This is a genomic window from Sphingomicrobium sp. XHP0239 (genome assembly GCF_039555325.1).
Classification (GTDB): Bacteria; Pseudomonadota; Alphaproteobacteria; order Sphingomonadales; family Sphingomonadaceae; genus Sphingomicrobium; species Sphingomicrobium maritimum.
This window is the reverse complement of the sequence record NZ_CP154608.1, coordinates 2,043,236-2,066,144: the sequence shown is the minus strand read 5'-3', so window position 1 is coordinate 2,066,144 and position 22,909 is coordinate 2,043,236. Positions and strand designations below refer to the sequence as shown.

27 protein-coding genes and 1 pseudogene are annotated in these 22,909 nt (G+C 66.3%); 13 read left to right on the top strand and 15 right to left on the bottom strand.

What is annotated here, in order from left to right; all coding sequences use genetic code 11:
* The first annotated feature begins 10 nt into the window (after window positions 1-10).
* Window positions 11-772 carry an endonuclease/exonuclease/phosphatase family protein gene (locus WJT74_RS10435; protein WP_343344540.1) on the top strand — a complete coding sequence of 254 codons (762 nt, stop codon included), beginning with the start codon at window positions 11-13 and terminating at the stop codon, window positions 770-772.
* Here the strand turns inward: WJT74_RS10435 and rpoN are convergent.
* The 5 genes from rpoN to WJT74_RS10410 are packed head-to-tail and all read right to left on the bottom strand — an operon-like array spanning window position 769 to window position 4,798.
* Window positions 769-2,208 carry an RNA polymerase factor sigma-54 gene (rpoN, locus tag WJT74_RS10430; RefSeq protein WP_343344538.1) on the bottom strand — a complete coding sequence of 480 codons (1,440 nt, stop codon included), beginning with the start codon at window positions 2,206-2,208 and terminating at the stop codon, window positions 769-771. The two genes, WJT74_RS10435 and rpoN, sit on opposite strands and share 4 nt — an antisense overlap.
* Window positions 2,209-2,217: 9 nt before the next feature.
* Window positions 2,218-3,003: an LPS export ABC transporter ATP-binding protein gene (lptB, locus tag WJT74_RS10425; RefSeq protein ID WP_343344536.1), complete on the bottom strand. Its 786-nt coding sequence runs from the start codon at window positions 3,001-3,003 to the stop codon at window positions 2,218-2,220.
* Complete coding sequence (locus tag WJT74_RS10420; protein WP_343344534.1) at window positions 3,003-3,530, bottom strand: LptA/OstA family protein; 528 nt, start codon at window positions 3,528-3,530, stop codon at window positions 3,003-3,005. The genes lptB and WJT74_RS10420 overlap by 1 nt, the downstream gene beginning before the upstream one ends.
* 5 nt (window positions 3,531-3,535) lie before the next feature.
* Entirely contained in the window at window positions 3,536-4,174 is a 639-nt protein-coding gene (gene lptC, locus WJT74_RS10415) for an LPS export ABC transporter periplasmic protein LptC (protein WP_343344532.1), read from the bottom strand.
* 3 nt (window positions 4,175-4,177) lie between these two features.
* Complete coding sequence (locus WJT74_RS10410; protein ID WP_343344530.1) at window positions 4,178-4,798, bottom strand: ribonuclease D; 621 nt, start codon at window positions 4,796-4,798, stop codon at window positions 4,178-4,180.
* A gap of 234 nt (window positions 4,799-5,032) precedes the next feature.
* On the opposite strand from WJT74_RS10410, the gene WJT74_RS10405 reads away from it, so the two are divergent.
* Entirely contained in the window at window positions 5,033-5,890 is an 858-nt protein-coding gene (locus WJT74_RS10405) for a cold-shock protein (RefSeq protein WP_343344528.1), read from the top strand.
* Between the two features lie 205 nt (window positions 5,891-6,095).
* Window positions 6,096-6,443, top strand: a complete 348-nt coding sequence (locus tag WJT74_RS10400; RefSeq protein WP_343344526.1) for a hypothetical protein — start codon at window positions 6,096-6,098, stop codon at window positions 6,441-6,443.
* Here WJT74_RS10400 and WJT74_RS10395 read toward each other — a convergent pair.
* Both WJT74_RS10395 and WJT74_RS10390 read right to left on the bottom strand, forming a co-directional pair.
* Window positions 6,440-6,826, bottom strand: coding sequence for a hypothetical protein (locus WJT74_RS10395; RefSeq protein ID WP_343344523.1), 387 nt, complete (start codon window positions 6,824-6,826; stop codon window positions 6,440-6,442). The two genes, WJT74_RS10400 and WJT74_RS10395, sit on opposite strands and share 4 nt — an antisense overlap.
* Window positions 6,823-8,409: a cisplatin damage response ATP-dependent DNA ligase gene (locus WJT74_RS10390; RefSeq protein ID WP_343344521.1), complete on the bottom strand. Its 1,587-nt coding sequence runs from the start codon at window positions 8,407-8,409 to the stop codon at window positions 6,823-6,825. Before WJT74_RS10390 ends, WJT74_RS10395 begins: the two co-directional genes overlap by 4 nt.
* A gap of 147 nt (window positions 8,410-8,556) precedes the next feature.
* Between WJT74_RS10390 and rpmG the strand changes: the two genes are divergently transcribed.
* Window positions 8,557-8,724, top strand: coding sequence for a 50S ribosomal protein L33 (gene rpmG / locus WJT74_RS10385; protein WP_022672986.1), 168 nt, complete (start codon window positions 8,557-8,559; stop codon window positions 8,722-8,724).
* A 115-nt stretch (window positions 8,725-8,839) separates the two neighbouring features.
* Here rpmG and WJT74_RS10380 read toward each other — a convergent pair.
* Window positions 8,840-9,196, bottom strand: a pseudogene (locus WJT74_RS10380) (response regulator); the annotation flags it as partial.
* A gap of 45 nt (window positions 9,197-9,241) precedes the next feature.
* Between WJT74_RS10380 and WJT74_RS10375 the strand changes: the two are divergent.
* From WJT74_RS10375 to WJT74_RS10355, 5 genes are read left to right on the top strand one after another with little or no spacing between them, the layout of a single operon-like run.
* Window positions 9,242-9,511 carry a DUF3572 family protein gene (locus WJT74_RS10375; RefSeq protein WP_343344518.1) on the top strand — a complete coding sequence of 90 codons (270 nt, stop codon included), beginning with the start codon at window positions 9,242-9,244 and terminating at the stop codon, window positions 9,509-9,511.
* On the top strand, window positions 9,504-10,118 hold the full coding sequence (locus WJT74_RS10370) for an HAD family hydrolase (protein ID WP_343344515.1): 615 nt from the start codon (window positions 9,504-9,506) through the stop codon (window positions 10,116-10,118). The genes WJT74_RS10375 and WJT74_RS10370 overlap by 8 nt, the downstream gene beginning before the upstream one ends.
* On the top strand, window positions 10,115-10,864 hold the full coding sequence (locus WJT74_RS10365; protein WP_343344512.1) for an SDR family NAD(P)-dependent oxidoreductase: 750 nt from the start codon (window positions 10,115-10,117) through the stop codon (window positions 10,862-10,864). Before WJT74_RS10370 ends, WJT74_RS10365 begins: the two co-directional genes overlap by 4 nt.
* A gap of 32 nt (window positions 10,865-10,896) precedes the next feature.
* Window positions 10,897-11,361, top strand: coding sequence for a RidA family protein (locus tag WJT74_RS10360; protein WP_343344509.1), 465 nt, complete (start codon window positions 10,897-10,899; stop codon window positions 11,359-11,361).
* A 53-nt stretch (window positions 11,362-11,414) separates the two neighbouring features.
* Complete coding sequence (locus WJT74_RS10355) at window positions 11,415-12,542, top strand: GNAT family N-acetyltransferase (protein ID WP_343344507.1); 1,128 nt, start codon at window positions 11,415-11,417, stop codon at window positions 12,540-12,542.
* 3 nt (window positions 12,543-12,545) lie between these two features.
* On the opposite strand, the gene WJT74_RS10350 is transcribed toward WJT74_RS10355, so the two are convergent.
* Genes WJT74_RS10350 through WJT74_RS10340 form a run of 3 tightly spaced genes read right to left on the bottom strand, consistent with a single transcriptional unit; the run spans window position 12,546 to window position 16,107 of the window.
* On the bottom strand, window positions 12,546-13,460 hold the full coding sequence (locus WJT74_RS10350; RefSeq protein ID WP_343344505.1) for an isoaspartyl peptidase/L-asparaginase family protein: 915 nt from the start codon (window positions 13,458-13,460) through the stop codon (window positions 12,546-12,548).
* 44 nt (window positions 13,461-13,504) lie between these two features.
* Entirely contained in the window at window positions 13,505-14,746 is a 1,242-nt protein-coding gene (locus tag WJT74_RS10345) for a hypothetical protein (RefSeq protein WP_343344502.1), read from the bottom strand.
* A complete protein-coding gene (locus WJT74_RS10340) occupies window positions 14,743-16,107 on the bottom strand; it encodes a glycosyl transferase family protein (RefSeq protein ID WP_343344499.1) in 1,365 nt (454 codons plus the stop codon). The genes WJT74_RS10345 and WJT74_RS10340 overlap by 4 nt, the downstream gene beginning before the upstream one ends.
* A gap of 201 nt (window positions 16,108-16,308) precedes the next feature.
* Here WJT74_RS10340 and WJT74_RS10335 point away from each other — a divergent pair, with 201 nt between their 5' ends.
* Window positions 16,309-16,779 (top strand): invasion associated locus B family protein, encoded by a 471-nt coding sequence (locus WJT74_RS10335; RefSeq protein WP_343344497.1) that lies wholly within the window; start codon window positions 16,309-16,311, stop codon window positions 16,777-16,779.
* Window positions 16,780-16,821: 42 nt separating this feature from the next.
* Window positions 16,822-18,021 carry a 23S rRNA (adenine(2503)-C(2))-methyltransferase RlmN gene (gene rlmN / locus WJT74_RS10330; RefSeq protein WP_343344494.1) on the top strand — a complete coding sequence of 400 codons (1,200 nt, stop codon included), beginning with the start codon at window positions 16,822-16,824 and terminating at the stop codon, window positions 18,019-18,021.
* Here the strand turns inward: rlmN and WJT74_RS10325 are convergent.
* Window positions 18,009-19,145 carry a DUF418 domain-containing protein gene (locus WJT74_RS10325; RefSeq protein WP_343344492.1) on the bottom strand — a complete coding sequence of 379 codons (1,137 nt, stop codon included), beginning with the start codon at window positions 19,143-19,145 and terminating at the stop codon, window positions 18,009-18,011. The two genes, rlmN and WJT74_RS10325, sit on opposite strands and share 13 nt — an antisense overlap.
* Window positions 19,146-19,364: 219 nt before the next feature.
* Here WJT74_RS10325 and WJT74_RS10320 point away from each other — a divergent pair, with 219 nt between their 5' ends.
* Both WJT74_RS10320 and WJT74_RS10315 read left to right on the top strand, forming a co-directional pair.
* On the top strand, window positions 19,365-20,591 hold the full coding sequence (locus WJT74_RS10320; protein WP_343344490.1) for a cyclopropane-fatty-acyl-phospholipid synthase family protein: 1,227 nt from the start codon (window positions 19,365-19,367) through the stop codon (window positions 20,589-20,591).
* Window positions 20,588-20,710 carry a hypothetical protein gene (locus WJT74_RS10315; RefSeq protein ID WP_343344487.1) on the top strand — a complete coding sequence of 41 codons (123 nt, stop codon included), beginning with the start codon at window positions 20,588-20,590 and terminating at the stop codon, window positions 20,708-20,710. The genes WJT74_RS10320 and WJT74_RS10315 overlap by 4 nt, the downstream gene beginning before the upstream one ends.
* On the opposite strand, the gene WJT74_RS10310 is transcribed toward WJT74_RS10315, so the two are convergent.
* Genes WJT74_RS10310 through WJT74_RS10300 form a run of 3 tightly spaced genes read right to left on the bottom strand, consistent with a single transcriptional unit; the run spans window position 20,707 to window position 22,825 of the window.
* On the bottom strand, window positions 20,707-21,441 hold the full coding sequence (locus WJT74_RS10310) for a class I SAM-dependent methyltransferase (RefSeq protein WP_343344484.1): 735 nt from the start codon (window positions 21,439-21,441) through the stop codon (window positions 20,707-20,709). The two genes, WJT74_RS10315 and WJT74_RS10310, sit on opposite strands and share 4 nt — an antisense overlap.
* On the bottom strand, window positions 21,438-22,403 hold the full coding sequence (locus tag WJT74_RS10305) for a glycosyltransferase family 2 protein (RefSeq protein ID WP_343344481.1): 966 nt from the start codon (window positions 22,401-22,403) through the stop codon (window positions 21,438-21,440). The genes WJT74_RS10310 and WJT74_RS10305 overlap by 4 nt, the downstream gene beginning before the upstream one ends.
* Window positions 22,400-22,825, bottom strand: coding sequence for a GtrA family protein (locus tag WJT74_RS10300; protein WP_343344478.1), 426 nt, complete (start codon window positions 22,823-22,825; stop codon window positions 22,400-22,402). Before WJT74_RS10300 ends, WJT74_RS10305 begins: the two co-directional genes overlap by 4 nt.
* Between the last annotated feature and the right edge of the window lie 84 nt (window positions 22,826-22,909).

Here is a 22,909-nt window from a genome sequence, read left to right as displayed (position 1 = left end):
TTGACCCCGGGTGACCCTGACCCTTGCCTCCTACAACATCCGCAAATGTATCGGGACCGACCGGCGGCGCGATCCCGATCGCGTCCTGTCGGTGCTCGACGAGATCGGCGCCGATATCGCGGTGCTCCAGGAAGCCGACAAGCGCGTCGGGTCGCGGGGCGGCGCCATCCCCATCGACCTGCTTCACGCGCACGAGAATTGGCAGCTCGTTCCCGCGGGGCAGAGCCACGACAAATTGCTCGACCGCGTGCCCGACCATGCGCTCACGCGCCGGTTTCTCGACCGGCTGGATACGCGCAATCTCGGCTGGCATGGCAACGCCATTCTGGTCCGCCACGGGGTCGAGGTCACGAACGCAATCTGTCTCGACCTGCCCAGCCTCGAACCGCGCGGCGCCCTGGTGGCGGAAGTCGAGCTCGGTGGGCGGGCGTTGCGCGTCGTCGGCGCGCATCTCGATCTTTCCGGCCTCTATCGCGCGCGACAGGTAAAGGCGATCCTCGACACGATCACGGCGCTCGGCACCGACATGCCGACGGTCATCGCCGCCGACACCAACGAATGGCGCACCAGCCCCAACAGCCTCGATGCGCTCGATGCCGACTATGAATGCGCTGCCTGCGGACCCAGCTATCACACCCGCCGTCCCATCGCGCCGCTCGATAAGATCTTCGTCGACCGGCGCGCCAACATCGCCGGATCGGGCGTCCATCGCAGCGCGCTCGCGAAAAGCGCCAGCGATCATTTCCCGGTCTGGGCGCGGCTGGCGCTCTAGCGGCCCCGTTCCATCTTGCGCTGGCGCCGTCGCTGGACGCTCGACCCGAGTCCCATCGCTTCCCGATATTTGGCGACGGTGCGACGCGCCAGGTCGTAGCCTTGCGCGCGCAGCTCCTTCACCAGCGCATCGTCCGACAGGATCTTCTCCTCCTCGTCGATGAGCTTCTTGATCGCCGACTTGACCGCCAGCGCGCTCGCCCCCTCGTCACTGTCCGCCGACCCGACGCCCGAGCCGAAGAAATATTTGAGTTCGAACAGCCCGCGTTCGCAGAACAGGTACTTGTTGCTGGTCACGCGGCTGACGGTGCTTTCGTGGACGTCGATCTTCTCGGCCACGGCAGCGAGGGTCAGCGGTTTCAGGGCCGACACGCCGTGGCGGAAGAAGCCTTCCTGCACCCGGACGATCTCGATCGCGGTCTTGAGGATGGTCTGCGCGCGCTGGTCCAGAGCTTTTACCAGAAAACTCGCCTCGTGCAGCTGGTCGGCCAGCCACGTCCGCGCCGCCTTGTCGTTCGCCCCCGCCTTTAGCTCGGCATGATAGGCGCGATTGACCAGCACCCGCGGCAACGCATCGGGGTTCAGCGTCACCTGCCACCCCTCCGCGCCCTTCTCGACCAGTACGTCGGGCAGGATGTCGGTCGCGGGCGTCCCCGTGAAACGGCACCCGGGCTTGGGATCGTAGGCACGAAGCTCGGCGACCATATCGGCAAGGTCGTCCTCGTCGACCTGGCAGATGCGCCGCAGATCCTTCATCCGGCCCTTGGCGAGCAGATCCAGATTGTCGATCAGCCGCGCCATCGCGGGATCGTGCCGGTCGGCGGCGATCGCCTGGAGGCGCAGGCACTCGGCCAGCGATCGGGCGCCCACACCCGCGGGGTCGAGCCCCTGGACCAGCACCAGCGCCGCTTCCATTTCCTCGATCGGCGCGCCGAGGCTGTCGGACATGTCTTCCAGCGCTCGTTCCAGATAGCCGGTTTCGGCGAGGCTGTGGACGATCGCCTCGGCCGCCGCCCCGAGCGCTCCCGGCGTCCCGGCCAGTTGGGCCAGCAGATGCTCCTTCAGGCTGGCGGGCCGATCCTCGAGCCGTTCGAAATCGAACGCCTCGCCCGCCGACGCCATCGGCAGGTCGGGAAGACAATCGGTCTCGCGCGCGGCCTCGCCCGCATCGTAATCCAACGCCCCGTCATCGCCGATGCGCTCGTCCGCGCCCGACCCTTCCACCTCGTCCTGGCTATCCGGTGCCCTGTCGGGTGCCTCCTCCGCACCGCCATCGTCGCCGCCCCGCTCGAGCAGCGGGTTTTTCGCCAGTTCCTCCTCGACCACCGCCTCGACCTCGATGGCGGACAGCGCCAGCAGCTTGATCGCCTGCTGCAATTGCTGGGTCATCACCAGCTGCTGCGAGACGCGGATATCGAGGCTGGGTCCGAGGGCCATTACGCCACCCTAAAGGGCAAAACTTTCACCGAGATAGAGCCGCCGAACCTCGGCATCGGCGACCAACGCCTGCGGCGTACCCTGGAACAGGACCTGCCCGTCGTAGATGATGCAGGCGCGATCGACGATCTCCAGCGTCTCGCGCACGTTGTGATCGGTGATGAGCACGCCGATGTCGCGCTGCTTGAGGTCGATAATGAGATCGCGAATGTCGGAGATCGACAGCGGATCGATCCCCGCGAACGGTTCGTCCAGCAGCATGATCGACGGGCTGGCCGCCAGCGCGCGCGCGATCTCGCAACGACGCCGCTCGCCCCCCGACAACGCCATCGCGGGGCTGGTGCGCAGGCGTGTCAGCCCGAATTCGTCGAGCAGCCTCTCGAGCCGGGCCTCGCGGTCGGTGCGATTCGGCTCGCTGATCTCCAGAACCGACAGGATATTCTGCTCGACCGTCAGCCCGCGAAAGATGCTGGTTTCCTGCGGCAGATAGCCGAGGCCGAGGATCGCGCGGCGATACATGGGGAGGCCCGTGATGTCCTCGCCGTCGAGGATGATCCGCCCCGCGTCGGGCCGGACGAGCCCCATCACCGAATAGAAGCTGGTCGTCTTGCCCGCGCCGTTGGGGCCCAGCAGCCCGACGACCTCGCCCCGCGCGACCGCCATCGACACGTCCTTCAGCACGACATTCTTGTCGTAGCTCTTGGCGATCGACTGCACCTGAAGCCCCCGGTACGCGACTTCCTCGGGAATTTCCGAAAGGTCGGTGCGGTGATCGGCCTCGGCTGCGGGAAGCATCAGTCGCGCTCGGGCACCGTGAACCGGCCCGACACGCGTCCGCCCGACTGGTCGATGCCGCGCGGGCCCCCGTCGATGACTGCGCGTCCGCTGTCGAGATCGATCGTCAGCCGCTCGCCCACCAGTTCGTTCGACCCCTGCTGCAGGCGCACGTCGCCGACCACCGTGATCAGCCCGTCGTCGATGTCGTAGACGGCATAGTCCCCGCGTGCCGTTTCGCTGGCAGACGTGAGCGTGACCCCGCCCGAGGCATCGAGCCGGCTGATGTCGATCCCCCCGGTATCTGCATAGGCGACCCGCAAGCGCGAGGTGCGCAACGTGAGGCCCGCCTGGCGCGCCACCACATTGCCGACGAGCAGAACCCGATCCTCCCGGTCGAGAAGTTCGAGACGGTCGGCGTCGAAGAACACGTCCGCGCCGGTGTCGTGTCCGGCGAGGATGCTGTTCTGGCCGCTACTCTGCTGCGCGCTCGCGGTCCCGGCGAGGCCGAGCAGGAGCAGGATGGCGATGATCGGTCTGGCACGCATGTTGCTTATCTGAACGCCCCCTGTTCGATTTTCAAGCGCACGCCGCCTTCCAGCACGACCGTGCGGCTATCGAGATCGGCGCGCATCGAACGGGCAGCGAAGGTGCCGACATTGGTCGCGCCGCTGACCCCGCCGTCGGCACGCATCTCGTTGGTGTCGAGATCGATTACGACATCGCGGGTGTCGAGCCGATAACTGTCGGGCCCGCGCGCCTCGAGCGGCCCGTCGACCTCGACCAGCTTCTCTTCGATATCGTAGCGGGCGCGCGGCGCGACGACCGTGACCGGCCCGTCGTCGGTCGCGAGGCGTGCCGCCATCCCGCGAATGACGACGATCGGCACGCGGCTCGATTCCTGAACCGCTTCGGCCGCGACGATCAGGAAGGACCGGCCCTCGTCGTCCTCGCCGCGATAGCGGGCTTCCTCGACGCGCATCCGTTCCTCGGCCCGATCGACCTCTTCCTTGTCGAGCAGGAAGCTGTTGTCGTCGCGGGCAAGGAAGGGGATCACCGCGAGCCAGGCGAACACCGCCAGAAAGGCCGCGGGGATCAGCCATTTGCCGATCCGCACCAGCGCGTCGTGGCCACCCCCGGGACGCGCCCAGCGGCGCTTGTCCACGCGCGCGTCGCGGGCGGCGCGGCCCATGGTCTAGCTGTGCGCCAGCAGGTCGACGTCACCCCAACCCTCGAGATCGAGCAGCGCGCGGGTCGGAAGGAACTCGAAAATCCCTTCCGCCAGCTCGACCCGATGTTCGCGTTCGAGCCGCTTGTCGAGTTCTTCCTTGAGGCGGTGGAGATAGCGCACGTCGCTGGCGGCATAGTCGCGTTGCGCATCCGAGAGGGTCGGGCCGCCCCAGTCGCTGGATTGCTGCTGCTTGGAGATGTCTTCGCCCAGCACTTCCTTGACCAGCTCCTTCAGCCCGTGGCGGTCGGTATAGGTGCGGATCAGGCGGCTGACCGTGCGGGTGCAGTAGAGCGGCGCCGCCATGATGCCGAGATAGGCGGCCATGATGCCGATGTCGAAGCGCGCGAAATGATAGATCTTGAGCCGGTCCTCGTCGGCGAGCAGCGCCTTCAACTGCGGCGCCGCATAATCGCTGCCGGGCGAGAATCGGACGAGATGTTCGTCGGGTCCGCCGTCCGACAACTGGACGAGACACAGTCGGTCGCGACCCGGATAAAGCCCCATCGCCTCGGTATCGACCGCGATCGGACCGGGCGCGAAGGTCACGTCCTCGGGCAGGTCCTCCTCGTGGAAATGCACTGCCATATCAGGTCCTTCTAGCTCGTCGCGCGGGGTGAGACCGTGCTTCTAGCGACACACATCGAGACTTGCCAGTAGGCGAATTCCGCGGATTTGGGAGGAATCGGTAGGAGCGCAAGAAAAGTTGGTATATGCTGCCGCGCAGGCATGGGCCGATTCCGTGCCGGAAAGCTGTGTCCGCTCGCCCGGTGCGGTGCTGGCTTTTGAAGGTGATTACGGGGCGAAGAAGTTTGGACGGGCATGGGTTACGATCGAGGGCGTAAAGGTGATCGCGGTGGGCGCGGTCGCGATAAACGGGACAACATGTTTGGCGAAGGCGATCCGTTCGAGGGTCGGCCTTCCTACGACGACCGCTCCGGCGGCGGCGGAAACTACGGCGGCGGTGGCGGTGGCTATCGCGGCGGTGGCGATCGCGGCGGCGGCTATGGCGGCGGTGGCGGCTATCAGGACCGCAGCGGTGGCGGTGGTTATGGCGATCGCGGTGGCGGTGGCGGCTACGGCGGCGGCGGCGGCGGTGGCTATCGCGGCGGCGGTGGCGGTGGTGGCGGCTATCGCGGTGGCGGCGGCGGTGGCGGCATGCCCCCGCAGGTCGTCGGCGAAGGCAAAGGCGTCGTCAAATTCTTCAACCCGCAAAAGGGTTTCGGCTTCATCGTCCGTGACGATGGCGGCGAAGACGTGTTCGTGCACATCAGCGCGGTCGAGCAGGCCGGTCTTTCCGATCTCGCCGACGGGCAGCCGCTGGAATTCACGCTCGTCGATCGCGGCGGCAAGGTCAGCGCGACCAATCTGGTCATCGACGGCGAGCCGATGGCGGTCGAACGCGGTGGCGGTGGCGGCGGTGCGGCCGCTGGCGGCGGCGGCGGCAACCAGCGCGAGCTGACCGGCGAAAGTGCCTCGGGAACGGTGAAGTTCTTCAATTCCATGAAGGGCTTCGGCTTCATCCAGCGCGACGACGGCCAACCCGATGCGTTCGTACACATCAGCGCGGTCGAACGCGCCGGCCTCGCCTCGATCAACGAAGGCGATCGCTTCGACTTCGATCTCGAGGTCGATCGGCGCGGCAAGTATGCGGCGGTGAACCTGAAGCCCGCCAGCTAGGGCTACCGGCCGGAAAAAAGGGCTGCCGTCACCATTGCGTGGCGGCAGCCCTTTTTGGTGTCCGGACCCCGCATCGCGCTCGCCCCATCGCATCTGCGCCACGGCGCGGCATCACGGTGGTTGTCCATCATCGGCACGAAAGTGCTAGGGGCCGCGCTCGATTTTCCGCTCCCGTACGGAGCCTCACGACGAACAGGATTCTTCCATGTTACTTGCTTCCCTTGCTCTCGCCTTCCAGCCCGCGCCCGTTCCCGCCGCCGACAGTCTGCAGTTCGACCTGTCCTGCATCTCGGTCCTGTCCGCCGCGGCGCAGCAGGACGAGACGATGGCGCCCCGGTTGATGCCGGTGTCGACCTTCTACATCGGCCGCGTCGACGCCCGGTCGGTGAGTGACGCCGATCTGCGCACCGCGGCGCAATCGGTCGGCGCCAATCTGGCGAACAAGGACGTCCAGCCGGTGTTCGATGCGTGTGCCGCCCGTTTTCGCGCGGCGGGTCAGCGGCTTACCGCGCTGAACGGCGCTCGCGAGGACGCACCGGCAGTCGGTCGCTAGGCACGCGACAGCGGCTCGAAGCGTGTCAGCCTGAGCCCGGACCAGAAACCCGTGGCGGCGCCCAGCGCCGCGGCGATGCTGTAGCGCAGCAAATTGACGATCACTTGCGGAGGCGCACCGGGCCACTGGAGCCATTTGTAGCCGAAGCTCACGACGAGCGCGGTTCCCAGCGCGGCGAGGAAAAGGCGCCACCAGTGCGTCCCGAGCCATTGCTGGGTAAAGAGGTAGATCAGCGCTCCAGGAGCGGTCCAGACCATCGCCAGCAGGACGGCTACCGGCTCGCCCAACAATCGTAGCGGTGCCGCTCCGGAGAGGATCAGGCCCGCGGCGAGCCCGACCCATCCCAGCCCCAGGGCGATGAAAAGCTTCGCCCCGTCGCTCACGTCACCAGTTTCTGCAGCCCCGCGATCGTATCGGCCTCGTGCGCCGGCTTGTCCTCGCGGATGCGCGCGATCCGGGGAAAACGCATCGCGAGGCCCGACTTGTGCCGCGCCGACTTGTGGATCGAATCGAACGCGACTTCGATCACGAGCGTTTTTTCCACTTCGCGCACCGGTCCGAACCGGTTGACGGTGTTGTTGCGAACGAACTTGTCGAGCCATTTCAGTTCCTCGTCGGTAAAGCCGAAATAGGCCTTGCCGACCGGCAGCAACTGCTCGTCCTCGGTCCAGCAGCCGAAGGTGTAGTCGGAGAAGAAGCTCGATCGCTTTCCCGATCCGCGCTGCGCGTACATCATCACGCAATCGGCGGTCAGCGGATCGCGCTTCCATTTGTACCACAGGCCAACCTTGCGTCCCGCGACATACGGCGAATCGCGGCGCTTGAGCATCAGTCCCTCGACCCCGCTGTCCCGCGCTTCCTCGCGCAGATCGGCAAGCGCGTCGAAATTCTCGGCCTCGACGACCTTGCTGAGATCGAATCGGTTGGGGTCGAGCCGGGGCAGGAAATCTTCCAGCACCTTGCGCCGTTCCGCCCATCCGAGCTTCCGCACATCGTCGCGACCGTCGATCAGGATGTCGTACAGCCGCACGAAGGCCGGCGCCTCCTTCTGCATCTTTGCGCTGACGTTCTTGCGGCCCAGTCGCTGCTGGAGCGCGTTGAAACTGCCCGCCTCGCCCCCCTGGTGCTTGCCGCGTACCAGTAACTCGCCGTCGACCACGCCCTCCACGTCGAAGGCGTTGCAGACGTCGGGAAAGCTGCCGCCGATGTCATCGCCCGTCCGGCTGTAGAGCCGCGTCTCTCCGCCCGCCCGGACGAGCTGGACGCGGATGCCGTCCCATTTCCATTCGGCTGCATAGTCGGAAAGGTCGACCGTCTCGTCGTCCTCCAGCGGGTGGGCGAGCATGAAGGGCCGGAACACCGGAAGGTCGGCGACGTCGGGCGGTTCGCTGCGCCCCTCGGCCCAGTCGAACAGCTCGGTGAAGGGCGGCTCCATCGCGTGCCAGACTTCCTCCACCGCTTCGACGTCGAGCTCGAACGCCTGCGCGAACGCCACTTTCGCCAGCCGCGCCGACACCCCGACGCGCAGCGCGCCGGATGCCAGCTTGATCAGCGCGTAGCGCCCCGACGGGTCGAGATGGTCGAGCATGGTCGCCAGCAGCGCAGGGGCCTCGGCCTTCTTTGCGGCCTGCAACTGCATGACCGCGTCGGAGATCCGCACCGTGCCGTCGTCGATGTCGGGCCGCCCGTCGGCCGCGTCGGGCCACAGCAGCGAGATCGTCTCGGCGCTGTCCCCGACATAGTCGCGGCTCATCTTGTAGAGGATGGGGTCGATCCGTTCCTCGGCCAGGGCGCGCACGGCGGCGGGTTTCACGTGCGGAATGTCGAGCGTGCCCGTCAGCGCCGCGAGCGCGATGCCGCGATCGGGATCGGGCGCGCTCGTCAGATAGTCGCCGATCCGCCGCAGCTTGGCGTTGCGCGACCGCGTATAGGTGAGGTCGTCGAGAAGTTGGGAGAAGGCGCGCATCGGAGGTTCAACCGCCGATGTACGCGTTTCGCTCCCCCCGTCGTCCCTTGACAAAATGCCGCTCCGGCGTCAGGAGACGCGGCGATCCGGGCGGCGGCGCTTCCGCTGCCCTTTTTGTTTCACGATTCGAATCGGAAAGCCCCTGCCATGGCGAAGCCCGCAACCGTCAAGATCAAGCTCGTCAGCACCGCCGACACGGGCTTCTTCTACGTCACGAAGAAAAATCCCCGGAACATCACCGAAAAGATGACCTTCCGCAAATATGATCCCGTCGCGCGCAAGCACGTCGAGTTCAAGGAAGCCAAGATCAAGTAGCGCGTTCGCGCTCGATCCGATTTCAGGTGGATGAGGCGGGGTCGGTAACGGCCCCGTCTTGCGTTTGTACGGCTGTAGCCTCGTCGGCGCATTGTTCGGGCACCGGTCCCGCGTCGAGCAGTTCGCCGACCGTTTCGGCGAAGCGGGCCACCGAAATAGGCTTGGACACATAGGCCTGCGCGCCCGCCTGCCGGATGCGCTCGTCGTCGCCCTCGGCGGCATAGGCGGTCACCGCCATGATCGGCACGCGGCACAGCGTCTCGTCCGCGCGCAGCCGCCGCATCAATTCCATTCCATCGATGTGCGGCAGCTGGATATCGGTGATGACGAGGTCGGGCTCCAGCTCGCGCGCCACCTCCATCGCCTCGCGGCTGTCGGTCACTCCGCGCGTCTCGTGCCCGTGCGCCGTCAGCAGGTCGCAGAAGAGCTTGATGTTGAGGGCGTTATCCTCGACAACCATGATCTTCGCCATTCGGACGGAACCCCTGACACCCACCGGAGCTTGTGGCTGTAGGCGATGACTTCACAAATTCCAAACGATGCGGCGACGTTGGGCCTCCACGCGCTGGCCGCGACGCTCGCCGATCCGCGCCGCGCGGAACGTCTGCTGGCGACTACGGGGCTGGCGGCGGCGGACCTGCGCGAGCGTGCGGACGATCCCACCACCCTGTCGGCGGTCCTGACCTTCCTCGAGGCGCACGAGCCCGATCTGGTCGCGGTGGCGGACGATATCGGCGTCCCCCCCGGACGGCTGGTGGCGGCGCGGGAGCAGCTCGATCATGGCTAGACCGCTGCTCATCTGCGACTGCGACGAGGTGCTGTTGCACATGGTGTCGCATTTCCGCGACTGGCTCGACGAAGCGCGCGGCATCGACTTCGCCTTCGAAGGCGGCACGTTCGAGGGTGCGCTGACCTATCGCGACATGGGGGCGACCGTGCCCGCCGATCAGGTGTGGCCGCTACTGGCGCAATTCTTCGCCGAGGAAATGCATCGCCAGACGCTCGTACCTGGTGCGAAGCAGGCGCTGGAAACCTTGGGCGAAACGGGCGACATCGTCATCCTCACCAATATCGGGCACGAGGCGCACGCGCTCCGCGTCGAGCAGTTGAAGGGATTTGGGCTGGAGCACGAGGTCGTGACCAACCGCGGGGGCAAGGGGCGTCCGGTGGTCGAGCTCGTCGAACGCCACGCGCCGAGTGCCACGGTCTTCGTCGACGATCTGGCGGGACAGCACGCCTCGGTCGCCAAGCATGCGCCCGATGTCCGGCGGCTCCACATGATCTCCGAACCCGCTCTGGCACCCCACGTGGCGAAGGCCGAGGATGCGCACGCACGCATCGACGACTGGGCCGAGGCGACAACATGGATTCTCGAACAATGGGAGACGGCATGACCAAGACGGCATTCATCACCGGCGCGACGGCAGGGATCGGCGCGGCGACCGCTCGGGCGCTGGCTGGCGAGGGCTGGCGGATCGTCGGTCTGGGTCGGCGCAAGGACCGGCTCGACGCGCTCGGCGAGGAACTGGGCGGCGCCTTTCATCCGATCGTCGGCGACATGCGCGCGATCGAGGATCTGCAGCGGATCGTGCGCCAGTTGCCGGACGACTGGTGGGAAATCGACCTGTTGGTCAACAACGCGGGCCTTGCGCCGCCGATGGACGATTTCCAGGACGCCGATCTCGATGCTCAGCTGAATGCGATGCATACCAACATGGACGGGCTGGTCGGGATCACGCGCGCGCTTCTACCGACGCTGGTCGAGCGGTCGGGGGGGATCGTCAACCTGTCCAGCGTGGCGGGCAGCTACCCCTATCGCGGCGGCGCGGTCTATGGCGCGACCAAGGCGTTCCTGACGCAATTCGGGTTGAGCCTGCGCAGCGACCTCGCGGGGACCGGCGTGCGGGTGACGAGTATCGAACCCGGCATGGTGGAAACCGAATTCACGCTGGTGCGCAACGGCGGCGACCAGCAGGCGTCCGACACGCTCTATGCCGATATGGACCCGATGACGGCAGAGGATATCGCCGAGGCGATCCGCTGGGTCGCGATGCTGCCCGCGAACGTCAACATCAACCGCCTCGAACTGATGCCGACACGGCAGAGTTTCGCCGGCTTCGCGGTAGAGCGGAAGTCTTGACCGACCCCGACGCCGGGGCCTAACCGACGCTCATGAGCACCATCGATCAGCGCCTCGAAGAGCTGCGCATCAAGCTGTCCGCGCCCGCCAAACCCGTCGCCAGCTATCTTCCCTACGTGGAAAGCGCCGGTTTTCTGCATATTTCGGGCCAGATCTCGATGAACGAGGACGGCAGCCTCATCGTCGGGCGGCTGGGCGAGGATTATAACGTCGAGCGCGGACAGGCCGCGGCGCGGCGCTGCGGCATCGGGCTGATCGCACAGATGAAGGCTGCGCTCGGTGACCTCGACCGGGTCGAGAAGATCGTGAAGCTGGGCGGATTCGTCAATTCGACCCCCGATTTCAGCGACCAGCCCAAGGTTATCAACGGCGCCAGCGACCTGATGCAGGACGTCTTCGGCGAAGCCGGACGGCACGCTCGCAGCGCAGTCGGGGTCAACGTGCTTCCGCTCGGCGTCGCGGTCGAGATCGACGCGATCGTGAAGGTTCGCGGCTAAGTCCGTCGTCGCGCGGTTGCGGGCGCCTGCGCCCGTCCTCACATAGAAGGGCGATGGACACGCCCGCTTCCGACCCCGTCGCCAGGCTGATCGCCGAGATCGAGACGATACCGGCGGCGCGGTGGGACGCGCTGGCGGGCGGCGACCCGTGCGTCGGACATGCCTTCCTGTCGCTGCTCGAAACTTCGGAAAGCGTTGGCGAGGGAACGGGTTGGGACCCGCTCCACGTCGTAGTCGAGCGTGACGGAGAACCGCTGGCATTCGCGCCCACCTACCTGAAGAGCCACAGCCAGGGCGAATATGTCTTCGACCACGGCTGGGCCGATGCGTTCGAGCGGGCGGGCGGGGCCTACTACCCCAAGCTGCAGGTCGCCTCGCCCTTCACGCCGTGCCCCGGGCGGCGGTTACTGGGGGACGACAGGACAACGCTGATCGCGGCGCTGGAGGCGGTGACGCGGCAGAACCAGCTGTCGAGTGCCCACGCGACCTTCATCGAGGACGAGGATCGGGCCGCTTTCGCCGACCGCGGCTGGCTCATTCGCGAGGGGCTGCAGTTCCACTGGTTCAACCGCGATTATGCCGATTTCGACGCCTTCCTCGACGCCCTGTCGAGCCGCAAGCGCAAGGCCATCCGCAAGGAACGGTCGCGCGCGGTCGAAGGACTGGAGATCGAGGAACTGCGGGGGTCGGACATCGGCGACGAGGCGATCGCGGCGATGTGGGCATTCTATCAGGACACCGGACATCGCAAATGGGGGCGTCCCTACCTGACCCGCGCGTTCTTCGAGGGAGTGGTCGAGGCGCTCGGCGACGCGTTGCTCCTGTTCCTCGCGCGCGAGGACGGCGTGCCGGTCGCGGGCGCGCTCAACCTCGTGGGATCAGACGAGCTATACGGCCGCTACTGGGGCACTTTGGTCGACCGCCCGGGGCTGCATTTCGAACTGAGCTACTATCGCGCGATCGACTGGGCGATCCGCGAGGGCAAGGCGGTCGTGCAGGCGGGTGCGCAGGGCGAACACAAGCTTGCGCGCGGTTACGAGCCGGTGCGCACCTTCTCCGCGCATTACCTTCCCGATCCCGGCTTTCGGGCGGCCGTGGCGCAATTCCTCGACAGCGAACGGGCGGCCGTGGCGCAGGAAATCGAGTGGGCGCGCGAAGCCTTGCCGTACAAGGCCGGCTGACAATCAGTCCTCGCCGAACACCGACACGTCGCGATTCCCGTTCGCCGATACGCGTCCGCGGTACATCCCGGGCGTCGTGAAGCTCCACGCCGATTCCCCCGTCGGGGCGACCGCGATAAGGCCACCGGTACCGCCGAGCGAGCCGATCTCGGCCAAGACGTCGTCCAGTGCCTGCTGCAGTCCATGGCCGCAAAAGCGCATGCGGGCACAGATTTCGTGCGCGGCGCAGGTGCGAATGAAGACTTCGCCCAGCCCCGTCGCGCTGACCGCTGCGGCGCGATCGTCGGCATAGGTGCCCGCGCCGATCAACGGCGAATCGCCGATCCGGCCCCAGCGCTTGGCGGTCAGCCCCCCGGTCGAGGTGGCGGCGGCGACATGGCCCGCCGCATCGACCGCGACCGCGCCGATGGTGCCATATTTGATTTCCGCATCGAACGCGTCGTGACCCTTGGCGAGCAATTCGTCGAGCTGGCGACGACGTTCGGTCGTCACGAACCAACTGTTGGCGACCTGCTCCAGTCCCGCTTCGCGCGCGAAGTCGTCGGCGCCCGCCTTGGCGATCAGGACGTGGGGACTGTCTTCCATCACGCGCCGCGCGGCGGTGACGGGCGCGCGCGTCGACCGTAGCCCCGCGACTGCTCCGGCGCGTCGGTTGGCGCCTTCCATGATGGCGGCGTCGCATTCGACATGTCCGTCGGCGGCGAGCACGCTGCCCCGTCCGGCATTGAAGGCAGGATCTTCTTCCAGGACGCGCGCGGCGGCCTCCACCGCGTCGACGGCCGTACCACCGTTGCCGAGAATTTTCTCGCCCGCGACCAAGGCGTCGGAAAGACCGGCGCGCGCGGCTTTTTCCTGCGCGGGATCGAGCGTGTCGGGGTGCATGGCGCCCGAGCCGCCGTGTATCATGAGGGACCACATGACGCCCGCCTAGCCGAGCGCGAAGCGATTGGCCACGGCCCGCCCTATAGGTCGGCGGCGATCGTCAACGTCGGTCCGCTGCCCGGAGCGGCATCGCCCGCGACACGGGCCCGATAGTCCGCGTGGAGCCGGATCCGTTTGTGCAGCGGCAGCGAGACGCGCGGGCCGACGTCGAGGCGCGTTGCGCCGCGCTGCGCAGCCCCCCACAGCCCCACGCCACCCCGCAACGGACCATACAGCCGGCGGGTGGCGGTGGCGGCGCCGTCGATGAACCAGTCGGGGTCCTCGATCCCGACCGCGCCCGCCTGCGCGTAGGCGTCGAGCCGGAAACGCGCGGGCATCGGTTCGCCGCTGATGCCGGTTTCCAGAAAGGCGGCAAAGGCCGAGCGCGCAGCCGGACCCGAGGACAATGCCTCGCGTCGTTCGAGAGTGAAGGCGAGCGGCCAGCGCGGAACCGGGCGATAGCGCAGCCCGAGCGCGACCTCGTCGCCCGCGACGCTGCCGGTCGCACTGCTATAACGCGCGGCCAGTCCCCAGTTTTGATCGTGATTGTAGAGCAGACGCACGCCCGACTGGTCGCCGCCCAGTGTCGAAGCGGGGGCCAGACCCGCGGTGCCTCCCCGCCCCCCCAAGGCGTCGCGCAGGAACGACCATGCCGACAGTTGCCAGCGGTCCGGCAGCGCGCCCTCAGGTCGCGGTGCCGCGACGGGGGGCGGCAGGACTTGTGCCGCCGATATCGACACCGTCGATGCCGCTTCTGGCACGGGAGCGTCGCGTCCCGTCGGGGCGGCGGCAAAGACCGGACTGCCGTCGGCCAATCGATATCCGATCAACTGTTCGGGCGGGCGACCGGAGGCTTGAAGGTAATGGGGGACCGGAACGTCGATGGTGCGATACCGGTAGCGCGGCACGTCGACGATCCGTTCGCGATAGCGCGGCGGAGGTGCCATCATCGAAGCAGCAGACATCGTGCCCGGTCCGCCGGGGGCGGGCATCGCCGCGCCGTAGGGGATGAGCATGCCATAGGGCGTCATGATCGCGCCGGGAGGCCAGCCGTCTGGCGCGGCCTGCGCCTCCCGATATTCGGAAACGGGCGGCTGACTGTCTGCGGGGCGCGATACGCGGGCATGGTCGGCAGAGGCCGGAGCGGGAGCGGAGGCTGCTGCGACTTGTTCCGATCCGGCATCCTCGAACAGGGCGCCGGTTTCGAGAAATTCGGCGGCGAGGAGACGAACCCCCGCCCAGCCGACGACCACCAGCGAGAGGAAGCGGACGGCGGGGCTCATTGCGCGGCGGGCTCGGGGAAGACATGGTCGGTCTTGTCCCATCGGGCGGGACGGCGGCTGAGATGCAGTCGCAACGCGCGCCAGCTGGCGAAGATGGCGATGACGTTGCCGACGACGAGGCGCGGGATCGACAGCAGTCCCTGTACCGGCCCGTAGGTCATGGTCGTGAACAGCGCACGCATCAGGACGCGCCATCCGAGCAGCAACGCGTTGACGATCAGCAGATTGCCGAGCAGCGGGGAGACCTCGGGCATCACGGGCGCGCCCAGCTGCGCCGCAATCCATAGCTGGCTCCACAGCAGCAGGGCCGTATAGCCCGCGAGCAAAAGCATCGCGGCGAGCGGACCGCGACGGTCGCGCATCCGCCACCACGTCTCGCCCCAGCTGCCCTGCCACCCCAATCGGCTCCACCCCGCGAAGGCGATGCCGCCGATCCAGCGGGCTTTCTGGCGAATGGCGGTATTGAGCGTGCTCGGGAAATGCCCCCGGCTGGCGACCATGTCGCCCGATCCGGGAATCGCGGGAATGCGCACGAAGATCGTCCGCTCGCCCGTCTGGCCGATGCGCAGGCCGAGTTCGTAATCCTCGGTCTGGCTGTCGGCGTCGAACGGACGGCCCTTCTGGGTGGCGGCGATATCGGCGAGCGCATCGCGCCGGATCGCACAGGCCACCCCCGCGAGCGGCACGGCGGCACCGACCGCTTCGCGCACGACCAGCTCCTTGCCGTGGCTCTCCGCGAACTCGTCGCAATAATGACCGCCGATCCAGGTCGAGCGCGGATCGATCAGCGGGACGACCGGAAGCTGTACCGCCCCCGCCCGTTCGATCAGCGCATCGAACAGTGGCAATTCGAAGGGATGAACGAGATCCTCCGCGTCGTGGAGGATGACCGCCTTGGCGAAACTGGCCGACGCGCGCTCCTCCTCGAGCAGCGCGGCGTAGAGGTGGTTGAGACAGTCTGCCTTGGTCGTCGGGCCGTCATGGGGCAGCTCGACCGGAATGACGCGCCAGTCCTCGACGCTGGCGATGGCGCGGCCGGTGCGCGGATCGTTGGGATAATGACCGACGAACAGCTTATAGTCGCGATTGCCGAACCGGGCGAGCGTGGTCATCAGCATGTCGGCGATGACGCGATGTTCGTCCCATGCGGGAATGAACACCGCCATCCACCCCGGTTCCTTGGGCGGTGTCATCCGATCTCCGAACGCGCGGGGATAGCGTCGATAGACGGTTGCGTAGCGCCACAGGCGGCGCGTGAAATACAGGATATCGACGAGCAGGTCGTCGAGCGCGAACAGGAGGAGCCCGACCGCAGCGAACAGCGCCAGTTCCTGTGCGATGGTCGGCAGAAACGCGCTCATCGCGCGCCCGTTTCAGCGAAGAAGTGGATGATGACTCGAACCCCCATGCGCCTCCCCCGAGGCGTCCTGTCCGAGCGCTTTCATCCATAATGAACGTAATCGGGAAAGCAATCGGCTTTGTGATCGAACGAAATGGCCGTCCCGTCACCGATCCGGCGGAAAGTATTGGTCCGTCCGCTCGCCAGCCCGTAGGAAGAGGCGATGATCGCACTGGTCGCCTTCTCGCTTGCAATGGCACCGCCAGCCTATCTTGGCGGAGACGAGCGCTGGGCCGCGTTCGCGCTTGCCGACGGACGTTGCGAGGCGCGCGGGCGCGCATGGCGCGTCCTGCCCGACAGCCAGCGCGAGCGTCAGCCGATGATGCGATTCACCTTCGCGAGCGGCCGCGCGCCGCTGCTGCACGTCAATCTTCGCCGTGCGGTGCGCGAAGGCCAGTCGGTGCAGCTTCAGATCGACGACACGCCCTTCGTCTTGTCGGGCGAGGGCTACGGCGCGTGGGCCGACGCCGCGCAGACGCGCGCCATCATCGCGGCCTTGCGGACGGGCGCCCGGATGCGGGTCACCGCGCGCAGCCGGTCGGGCGCACGCTTCACCGACTATTATCCCCTGGGCGGCGTCCCCGCCGCGATCGATGCGGCGGCGGCCGGATGCACGGGCGCCCGTGCACGATAGGACTGGAAAAAGCGTGGCCTCTCCACTAGATGGCCAGCATCCATGAGCGCCGACACCTCCTTGATGCCGATCGCCGGCAATACCGATCCCGTGGTCGCGGGAGGACGCACTGCGCCCGATGACGGGGGCCGGCCCAACCTCGTCGGGCTGCCCAAGGACGAACTGCGCGCCGCGCTGACCGACGCGGGAATGGCCGAGAAGCAGGCGAAGCTGCGCGCCAAGCAGATCTGGCACTGGATCTACAACCGCGGCGCGACGACGTTCGATGAAATGACCGACATTGCCAAGGCGCAGCGCCCGTGGCTGGAAGAGCATTTCACGATCCGCCGCCCCGACGTGGTCGAGGCGCAGGTATCGACCGACGGCACGCGCAAATGGCTGCTCCGCACCCACGACGGCCACGATTTCGAGATGGTGTTCATCCCCGACGCCGACCGCGGCACCTTGTGCGTGTCGAGCCAGGTGGGTTGCACGCTCAACTGCACCTTCTGCCACACCGGCACGATGCGGCTGGTTCGCAACCTCGAACCCTACGAGATCGTCGGGCAGGTCATGCTGGCGCGCGATACGCTGGGCGAATGGCCGAGCCGTCCCGACGGGCGCCTCCTTACCAATATCGTGATGATGGGGATGGGCGAACCGCTCTACAATTTCGACAATGTCGGTCAGGCGCTGAAGATCGTGATGGACGGCGACGGGCTGGGGCTGTCGAAGCGCCGCATCACGCTTTCGACCTCGGGCGTGGTCCCGATGATGGAGAAATGCGGTGAAGAGATCGGCGTCAATCTCGCCGTCTCGCTCCATGCCGTGACCAAGGAGGTGCGCGACGAGATCGTGCCTCTCAACCGGAAATACGGGATCGAGCAGCTGCTGGAAGCGTGCGCCGCCTATCCCGGCGCGAACAATGCGCGGCGTATCACGTTCGAATATGTCATGCTCAAGGACAAGAACGACAGCGATGACGATGCGCGCGAGCTGGTGCGGCTTCTGAAGCACTACAAGCTGCCCGCGAAGGTCAACCTCATCCCCTTCAATCCGTGGGAGGGCGCGCCCTACGAATGTTCGACGCCCGAGCGGGTGAAGGCCTTTTCGGACATCGTGTTCGAAGGCGGTATTTCCGCGCCCGTCCGTACGCCCCGCGGGCGCGACATCGATGCGGCATGCGGTCAGCTCAAGACCGCGGCGGAGAAGAAGTCCCGCGCCCAGCTCGATCGCGAGGCGGCGGCCGGTCAGGCGGGCTGAGAGGCCACCCCAAGGTCACGACGTATTCTGGGAAATTCTCCGTAGGTCGCGGCGCGCCACAGCCATTCGAGGGGGCCATAACGGAAGGCCCGCAGCCACAGGATGCTGAAGACGATCTGGAGGGCGAAGAAGATCAGCGCGATCGAGAGGGTCTGGCTCGGCATCAGGTCCCCGACCATCGAAAACCCTCCGGCGATCCCGTACAATAGCCAGAAATAGAGCACGCTCTGTATGATGTAGTTGGTGAGCGCCATGCGTCCGACCGGCGCGAACAGCTTGGGCAGCCAAGACGTGCTCGCCTTGTTGAACAGAAGGATCAACCCGGTCGCATAACCGAGGTCGAGGATCGGTACGCCGATGGCGTGAATGGCCGGGGTGAGGCCGAAGATCTTCGGCACTATCTCGAAATCCATCATCGTGTAGATGAGCTCGAGTGCGAGGCCGACCGGCAGGGCGATAATGCAGATCTTGCGGATCTGCGGGAGCAACTCGCCGGTGCGCTGAAGCCATCCCTGCCGCGCGATCCAGGCGCCCACCAGGAAGCGACCGAGGACATAGCCGAGCCAGCCGAGAACAAGACCGGTCGAGAAATATTCGAGCCAGTGCAGCTGGAACACCTGCTCGACCCATTGGGTATAGGTGCCACCATCGAACACCGCCTGTCGCTCGAGGATGCCGGCCTGGCTTAGAACAGTGGCTTTGCCCGCGGCATCGAGTTCGAATGCCTCGATCAGCCAAACGGCGACCGGTCGTGCGAGGAGCGCCAGCGGCACCCCGATCAATAGCATCGACTTCGCCGAAATCCTGCGCATCGCGAACAGCAGGAAGCCCATCGCCGCGTACATGTGGAGAATGTCCCAGGGCCAGAACAGGAAGAGGTGCGCGACACCGAGGCCAAGCAAGACGGTCAGGCGGCGCAGGTAGGTTGCCTCGAAGTCCGCCCCCCGCGCTTCGAGGCGCTGCATCTGCACCCAGAAACCGATCCCGAAGAGCAAGGCGAACAACGTATTGGCCTTGTCTGACACGAGCCACTCGATTCCGAACAGGACGCTGCCCTGCACCGGGTCGGAAAAATACCCGGCCATCTGCTCCTCGGTGATCGTGAAAGGGGAGGCGCGTTCCACCACACGATGTTGGCGATCAACACCCCGAGAAGCGCGAATCCGCGGAGTACGTCCATTTCGCCGATGCGCTCGGCCGATGTGACCGGCGCAGCGCCGGTCGTCCTGCTCTCCCCCATGACCGCCCCCTATGCGGTTAATGTCGGCTATACGACATAGAGTATTTCGCGCGCTTGCACCAGAGGGACGGCCTTGTCAGAAAGTGCGCAAGGGGAACTTCCAGTGTCACTACTCAAGAAACTTGCCGACAAGCACCTCACCGCGGGACGGATCACGCTGGTGAAACCCGACGGGTCCGAGGAGACCCTGGGATCGGGTTCGCGCTCGCTCCGCGTCCGATTGGCCGGCGGCAGGGTGATCGGCGACATCGCGCGCAATCCGCGGCTCGCGCTCGGCGAGAGCTTCATGGACGGGCGGCTGGTCATCGAGGACGGCTCGATCCTCGATCTTCTGGAAATCGTGCAGAAGTCCAACCGCTGGGAGGATGGCGGTCTCGGCGCGACGCCGTTCGCCCGGTCCAATGCGGTCAAGCAGGCGCAGCGCTGGCTTCGCCGCAACAATCCCGTGACCAGTCGCAAGAATGTCGCGCATCACTACGATATCGGCAACGATCTCTACGCGCTGTTCCTCGATCGGCGACGGCAATACAGCTGCGGCTACGTCACCGATCCCGCGCACGGGCTCGAACAGATCCAGGCCGACAAGCTCGCCCATATCGCTGCCAAGCTGCACCTTCGCCCCGGAGACCATGTGCTCGACATCGGATCGGGATGGGGCGGGCTCGCCATCTATCTCCACCAGGTCGCGGGGGTGGAGGTGACGGGCGTGACCCTGTCGCGCCAGCAACTCGACTATGCGCGGGCCAAGGCCGAGGCGGCGGGCTTTGCCGACAAGGTGCGTTTTCGGCTGATGGACTATCGCTCGCTCGAAGGACCGTTCGACCGGATCGTGTCGGTCGGCATGTTCGAACATGTCGGCGAGGCGCATTACGAGCTTTTCTATCGCAAGTGCCGCGATCTACTGGCCGATGACGGGGTCATGCTGCTCCACACGATCGGCAAATATGGTCAGGCATCGGGACCCGACCCGTTCACCGACAAATACATCTTCCCCGGCTATCACCTTCCCAGCCTGTCGCAGATGACGGTGGCGAGCGAAAAGGCGCGCCTGATCACCAGCGACGTGGAAACGCTGCGCCTCCACTATGCCCATACGCTGCGTCACTGGCTCGAACGGACCGAGGCCCACCGCGACGAGATCGTTGCGATGTACGACGAGCGTTTCTACCAGCTGTGGCTCTACTATCTGGCGGGCGGCATCGTGATGTTCGAGGACGGCGGGGCCTGCAACTATCAGGTCCAGTACATCAAGGATCGCCGCGCTTTGCCGATCACCCGCGATTATATGGCCGAGGCCGAAGCCCGGTACCGAGGGCTCGACCCGGCATGACCGCCGCAAGGCCCGCCAGCGCCTTGCCGGAAGCCTGGTGGCAGTCGCGCCTCTATCTCTCGGCGCTTCAAATGGGGGACGACGTGCTGGTGGCGGTTCTGATAGCGAACGTGCCCTAGCCGACGCTTTCGTAGAGGCCGAGGATCGATACGCCGAAGGGCATCGGCACTCGCCCGACCCAGGCCTGCTCGGCGCCGAAGACCATGCGGAGCAGTCCGTTCACGGGTCCCGGCGGCACGGCGTCGTCGGCGCTCTCGTTCTTCGTGACCTTGCCCAGCAATCGGGCGGCCGCGATCGGCGGAAACAGGTGGCTGTTGAAATAGCTCGAATGACGTCGTCGCCATCCGTGCGCACTTGCCAGCGCGTCGAGCCGGGCGCGATTATAGCGGCGGAAATGGTGATGCGCCTCGTCATGGTGCGACCACATCCACTGATAGGCGGGCACGGTGAGGAGCAGCAAGCCGCCGGGCTTGACCACGCGTTGCAGCCCTTCGAGCGCGGCGCGGTCGTCCTCGACATGCTCGAGCACGTCGAGCAGCGCGACCATCTCGTAGGCATCGTCGTCGATGCCGGTCAGTTCGGGCAGCGCCGCGTCGATCACCTCGCGGCCGAGACGCTGCGACGCCAGCGCGCGGGCGGGCGCGTCCAGTTCGACCGCGTCCACCCGGCCATGTTTTTCCAGCATCGGGAAATTGTGCCCCGTGCCTGCTCCGACCTCGAGGATGCGTGCATCGGCCGGGAGCGCGGCCTTGCGGACAAGAAACGTGTCGAGGATGTCGCGGCGGGCCTCGAACCACCAATGGTCCTGGTCGGTTTCCGCCATGCGGTCAAATACGGCGCGATCCATCATTCGCCTCCTAGGTTTTCGCGCACGATATAAAGCGGGCGCTGCTTGGTTTCGGTCAGGATACGCCCGACATATTCGCCGAGGATGCCGAGGCTGATCAGCTGCACAGACCCCAGGAACAGGACGGCGACCATGATGCTGGCATAGCCGGGTACGTCGACACCGGTGATCATCGTCTGGAGGATGACGAACGCCGCGAATACCAGCGTGCCGAGCGCGATCAACGCACCGACGTAGGACCAGACGCGAAGCGGCACCGTCGATGCCGAGGTGATTCCGTCGAGCGCCAACGTCCACAGCTTCCAGAAGCCGAATTTGGTGGTGCCCGCCTGCCGTTCCTCGCGGCGATAGCCGACCGTAGTGGTCTTGAACCCCGCCCAGCCGAACAGGCCCTTCATGAAGCGGTTCCGTTCGGGAAGCGCCTTCAGCACCTCGACCACCTTGCGGTCGAGCAGGCGGAAATCGCCCGCATGTTCGGGGATCTTGTCCTTCGAAAGCGCATTGTGCGTGCGGTAATAGGCGCCTGCGGTCGCGCGCTTGAGCCACCCGTCGGTTTCGCGGTTGGTGCGCACGCCGACGACGACGTCATGCCCCTCGCGCCAAGCCGCGAGCATGGGCGCGATCGCGGAGGGGGGATCCTGCATGTCGACGTCGTAGGGGATGACGGCATTGCCCGATGAATGGTCGATCCCCGCCGACAGCGCCGCTTCCTTGCCGAAATTGCGGCTGAGCGAAATCCCCCGGATCCGCGGGTCGCATGTATGCGCTTCGCGGATCAGCCTCATCGTTCCGTCGGTGGAGCCGTCGTCGATGAACAGGATCTCGAAACTGTTGGCGGCCGGGTCGTCGAGTTGCTCGAGCACCGGGATCATCGCGGCGAGGAACGCCGGAATTGCCTCTTCCTCGTCCTTCACCGGAAGCAGAAGCGTGAGTTCGGGGCGCCGCAGCGCGGTCATGTCGTTCATGCGTAAACCCATTTGCGGTGGAGAGCGAAGGTGAGCCAGGGCGTAACGAACAGGAACGGGACGATCGGCCACCAGGTCGCCCCGCCGATTTCCTTGACCAGCCACCACACCCAGAACTGGTTGAGGGCGAATCCCGCCAGGTTGACGGTCAGGAAACGCGCGTTGCGCCGCCCCGGACGATCGCGGCCCCCGTGGCCCGCGAAACTGTAGCGGCCGTGCACCGCATAGCTCAGGAAATTGAAGACGATGAAGACGAGCGCCAGCGCCAGGTTGGGATCGACGAGCTGCGCCACCACCCAGTAGGCGACGGAGAACATCACCGTGATCCCGAACCCCGCGACCGCATAGCGCGCGACCTGGGCCAGCACGGCGCGGCGTTCGGGCTCGATCCTGTCCAAACCGTGTCGCACTGCCGCTACCATGATTGCCCCGTTCGCCCGTCCTTACCCGATGCAATCAGGTTTTGCACCGTCATGGTAAACAGGTCGTAAACGAATGGGCGCCTT

What these genes read in the sequence shown, in the direction of transcription:
- rpoN (WP_343344538.1), bottom strand. Translation starts at nt 2,208, where the DNA reads ATGGCCCTCGGACCCAGCCTCGATATCCGCGTCTCGCAGCAGCTGGTG.
- lptB (WP_343344536.1), bottom strand. Translation starts at nt 3,003, where the DNA reads ATGCTTCCCGCAGCCGAGGCCGATCACCGCACCGACCTTTCGGAAATT.
- WJT74_RS10420 (WP_343344534.1), bottom strand. Translation starts at nt 3,530, where the DNA reads ATGCGTGCCAGACCGATCATCGCCATCCTGCTCCTGCTCGGCCTCGCC.
- lptC (WP_343344532.1), bottom strand. Translation starts at nt 4,174, where the DNA reads ATGGGCCGCGCCGCCCGCGACGCGCGCGTGGACAAGCGCCGCTGGGCG.
- WJT74_RS10410 (WP_343344530.1), bottom strand. Translation starts at nt 4,798, where the DNA reads ATGGCAGTGCATTTCCACGAGGAGGACCTGCCCGAGGACGTGACCTTC.
- WJT74_RS10405 (WP_343344528.1), top strand. Translation starts at nt 5,033, where the DNA reads ATGGGTTACGATCGAGGGCGTAAAGGTGATCGCGGTGGGCGCGGTCGC.
- WJT74_RS10400 (WP_343344526.1), top strand. Translation starts at nt 6,096, where the DNA reads ATGTTACTTGCTTCCCTTGCTCTCGCCTTCCAGCCCGCGCCCGTTCCC.
- WJT74_RS10390 (WP_343344521.1), bottom strand. Translation starts at nt 8,409, where the DNA reads ATGCGCGCCTTCTCCCAACTTCTCGACGACCTCACCTATACGCGGTCG.
- rpmG (WP_022672986.1), top strand. Translation starts at nt 8,557, where the DNA reads ATGGCGAAGCCCGCAACCGTCAAGATCAAGCTCGTCAGCACCGCCGAC.
- WJT74_RS10375 (WP_343344518.1), top strand. Translation starts at nt 9,242, where the DNA reads ATGACTTCACAAATTCCAAACGATGCGGCGACGTTGGGCCTCCACGCG.
- WJT74_RS10370 (WP_343344515.1), top strand. Translation starts at nt 9,504, where the DNA reads ATGGCTAGACCGCTGCTCATCTGCGACTGCGACGAGGTGCTGTTGCAC.
- WJT74_RS10365 (WP_343344512.1), top strand. Translation starts at nt 10,115, where the DNA reads ATGACCAAGACGGCATTCATCACCGGCGCGACGGCAGGGATCGGCGCG.
- WJT74_RS10360 (WP_343344509.1), top strand. Translation starts at nt 10,897, where the DNA reads ATGAGCACCATCGATCAGCGCCTCGAAGAGCTGCGCATCAAGCTGTCC.
- WJT74_RS10355 (WP_343344507.1), top strand. Translation starts at nt 11,415, where the DNA reads ATGGACACGCCCGCTTCCGACCCCGTCGCCAGGCTGATCGCCGAGATC.
- WJT74_RS10350 (WP_343344505.1), bottom strand. Translation starts at nt 13,460, where the DNA reads ATGTGGTCCCTCATGATACACGGCGGCTCGGGCGCCATGCACCCCGAC.
- WJT74_RS10345 (WP_343344502.1), bottom strand. Translation starts at nt 14,746, where the DNA reads ATGAGCCCCGCCGTCCGCTTCCTCTCGCTGGTGGTCGTCGGCTGGGCG.
- WJT74_RS10340 (WP_343344499.1), bottom strand. Translation starts at nt 16,107, where the DNA reads ATGAGCGCGTTTCTGCCGACCATCGCACAGGAACTGGCGCTGTTCGCT.
- WJT74_RS10335 (WP_343344497.1), top strand. Translation starts at nt 16,309, where the DNA reads ATGATCGCACTGGTCGCCTTCTCGCTTGCAATGGCACCGCCAGCCTAT.
- rlmN (WP_343344494.1), top strand. Translation starts at nt 16,822, where the DNA reads ATGAGCGCCGACACCTCCTTGATGCCGATCGCCGGCAATACCGATCCC.
- WJT74_RS10315 (WP_343344487.1), top strand. Translation starts at nt 20,588, where the DNA reads ATGACCGCCGCAAGGCCCGCCAGCGCCTTGCCGGAAGCCTGGTGGCAG.
- WJT74_RS10310 (WP_343344484.1), bottom strand. Translation starts at nt 21,441, where the DNA reads ATGATGGATCGCGCCGTATTTGACCGCATGGCGGAAACCGACCAGGAC.
- WJT74_RS10305 (WP_343344481.1), bottom strand. Translation starts at nt 22,403, where the DNA reads ATGAACGACATGACCGCGCTGCGGCGCCCCGAACTCACGCTTCTGCTT.
- WJT74_RS10300 (WP_343344478.1), bottom strand. Translation starts at nt 22,825, where the DNA reads ATGGTAGCGGCAGTGCGACACGGTTTGGACAGGATCGAGCCCGAACGC.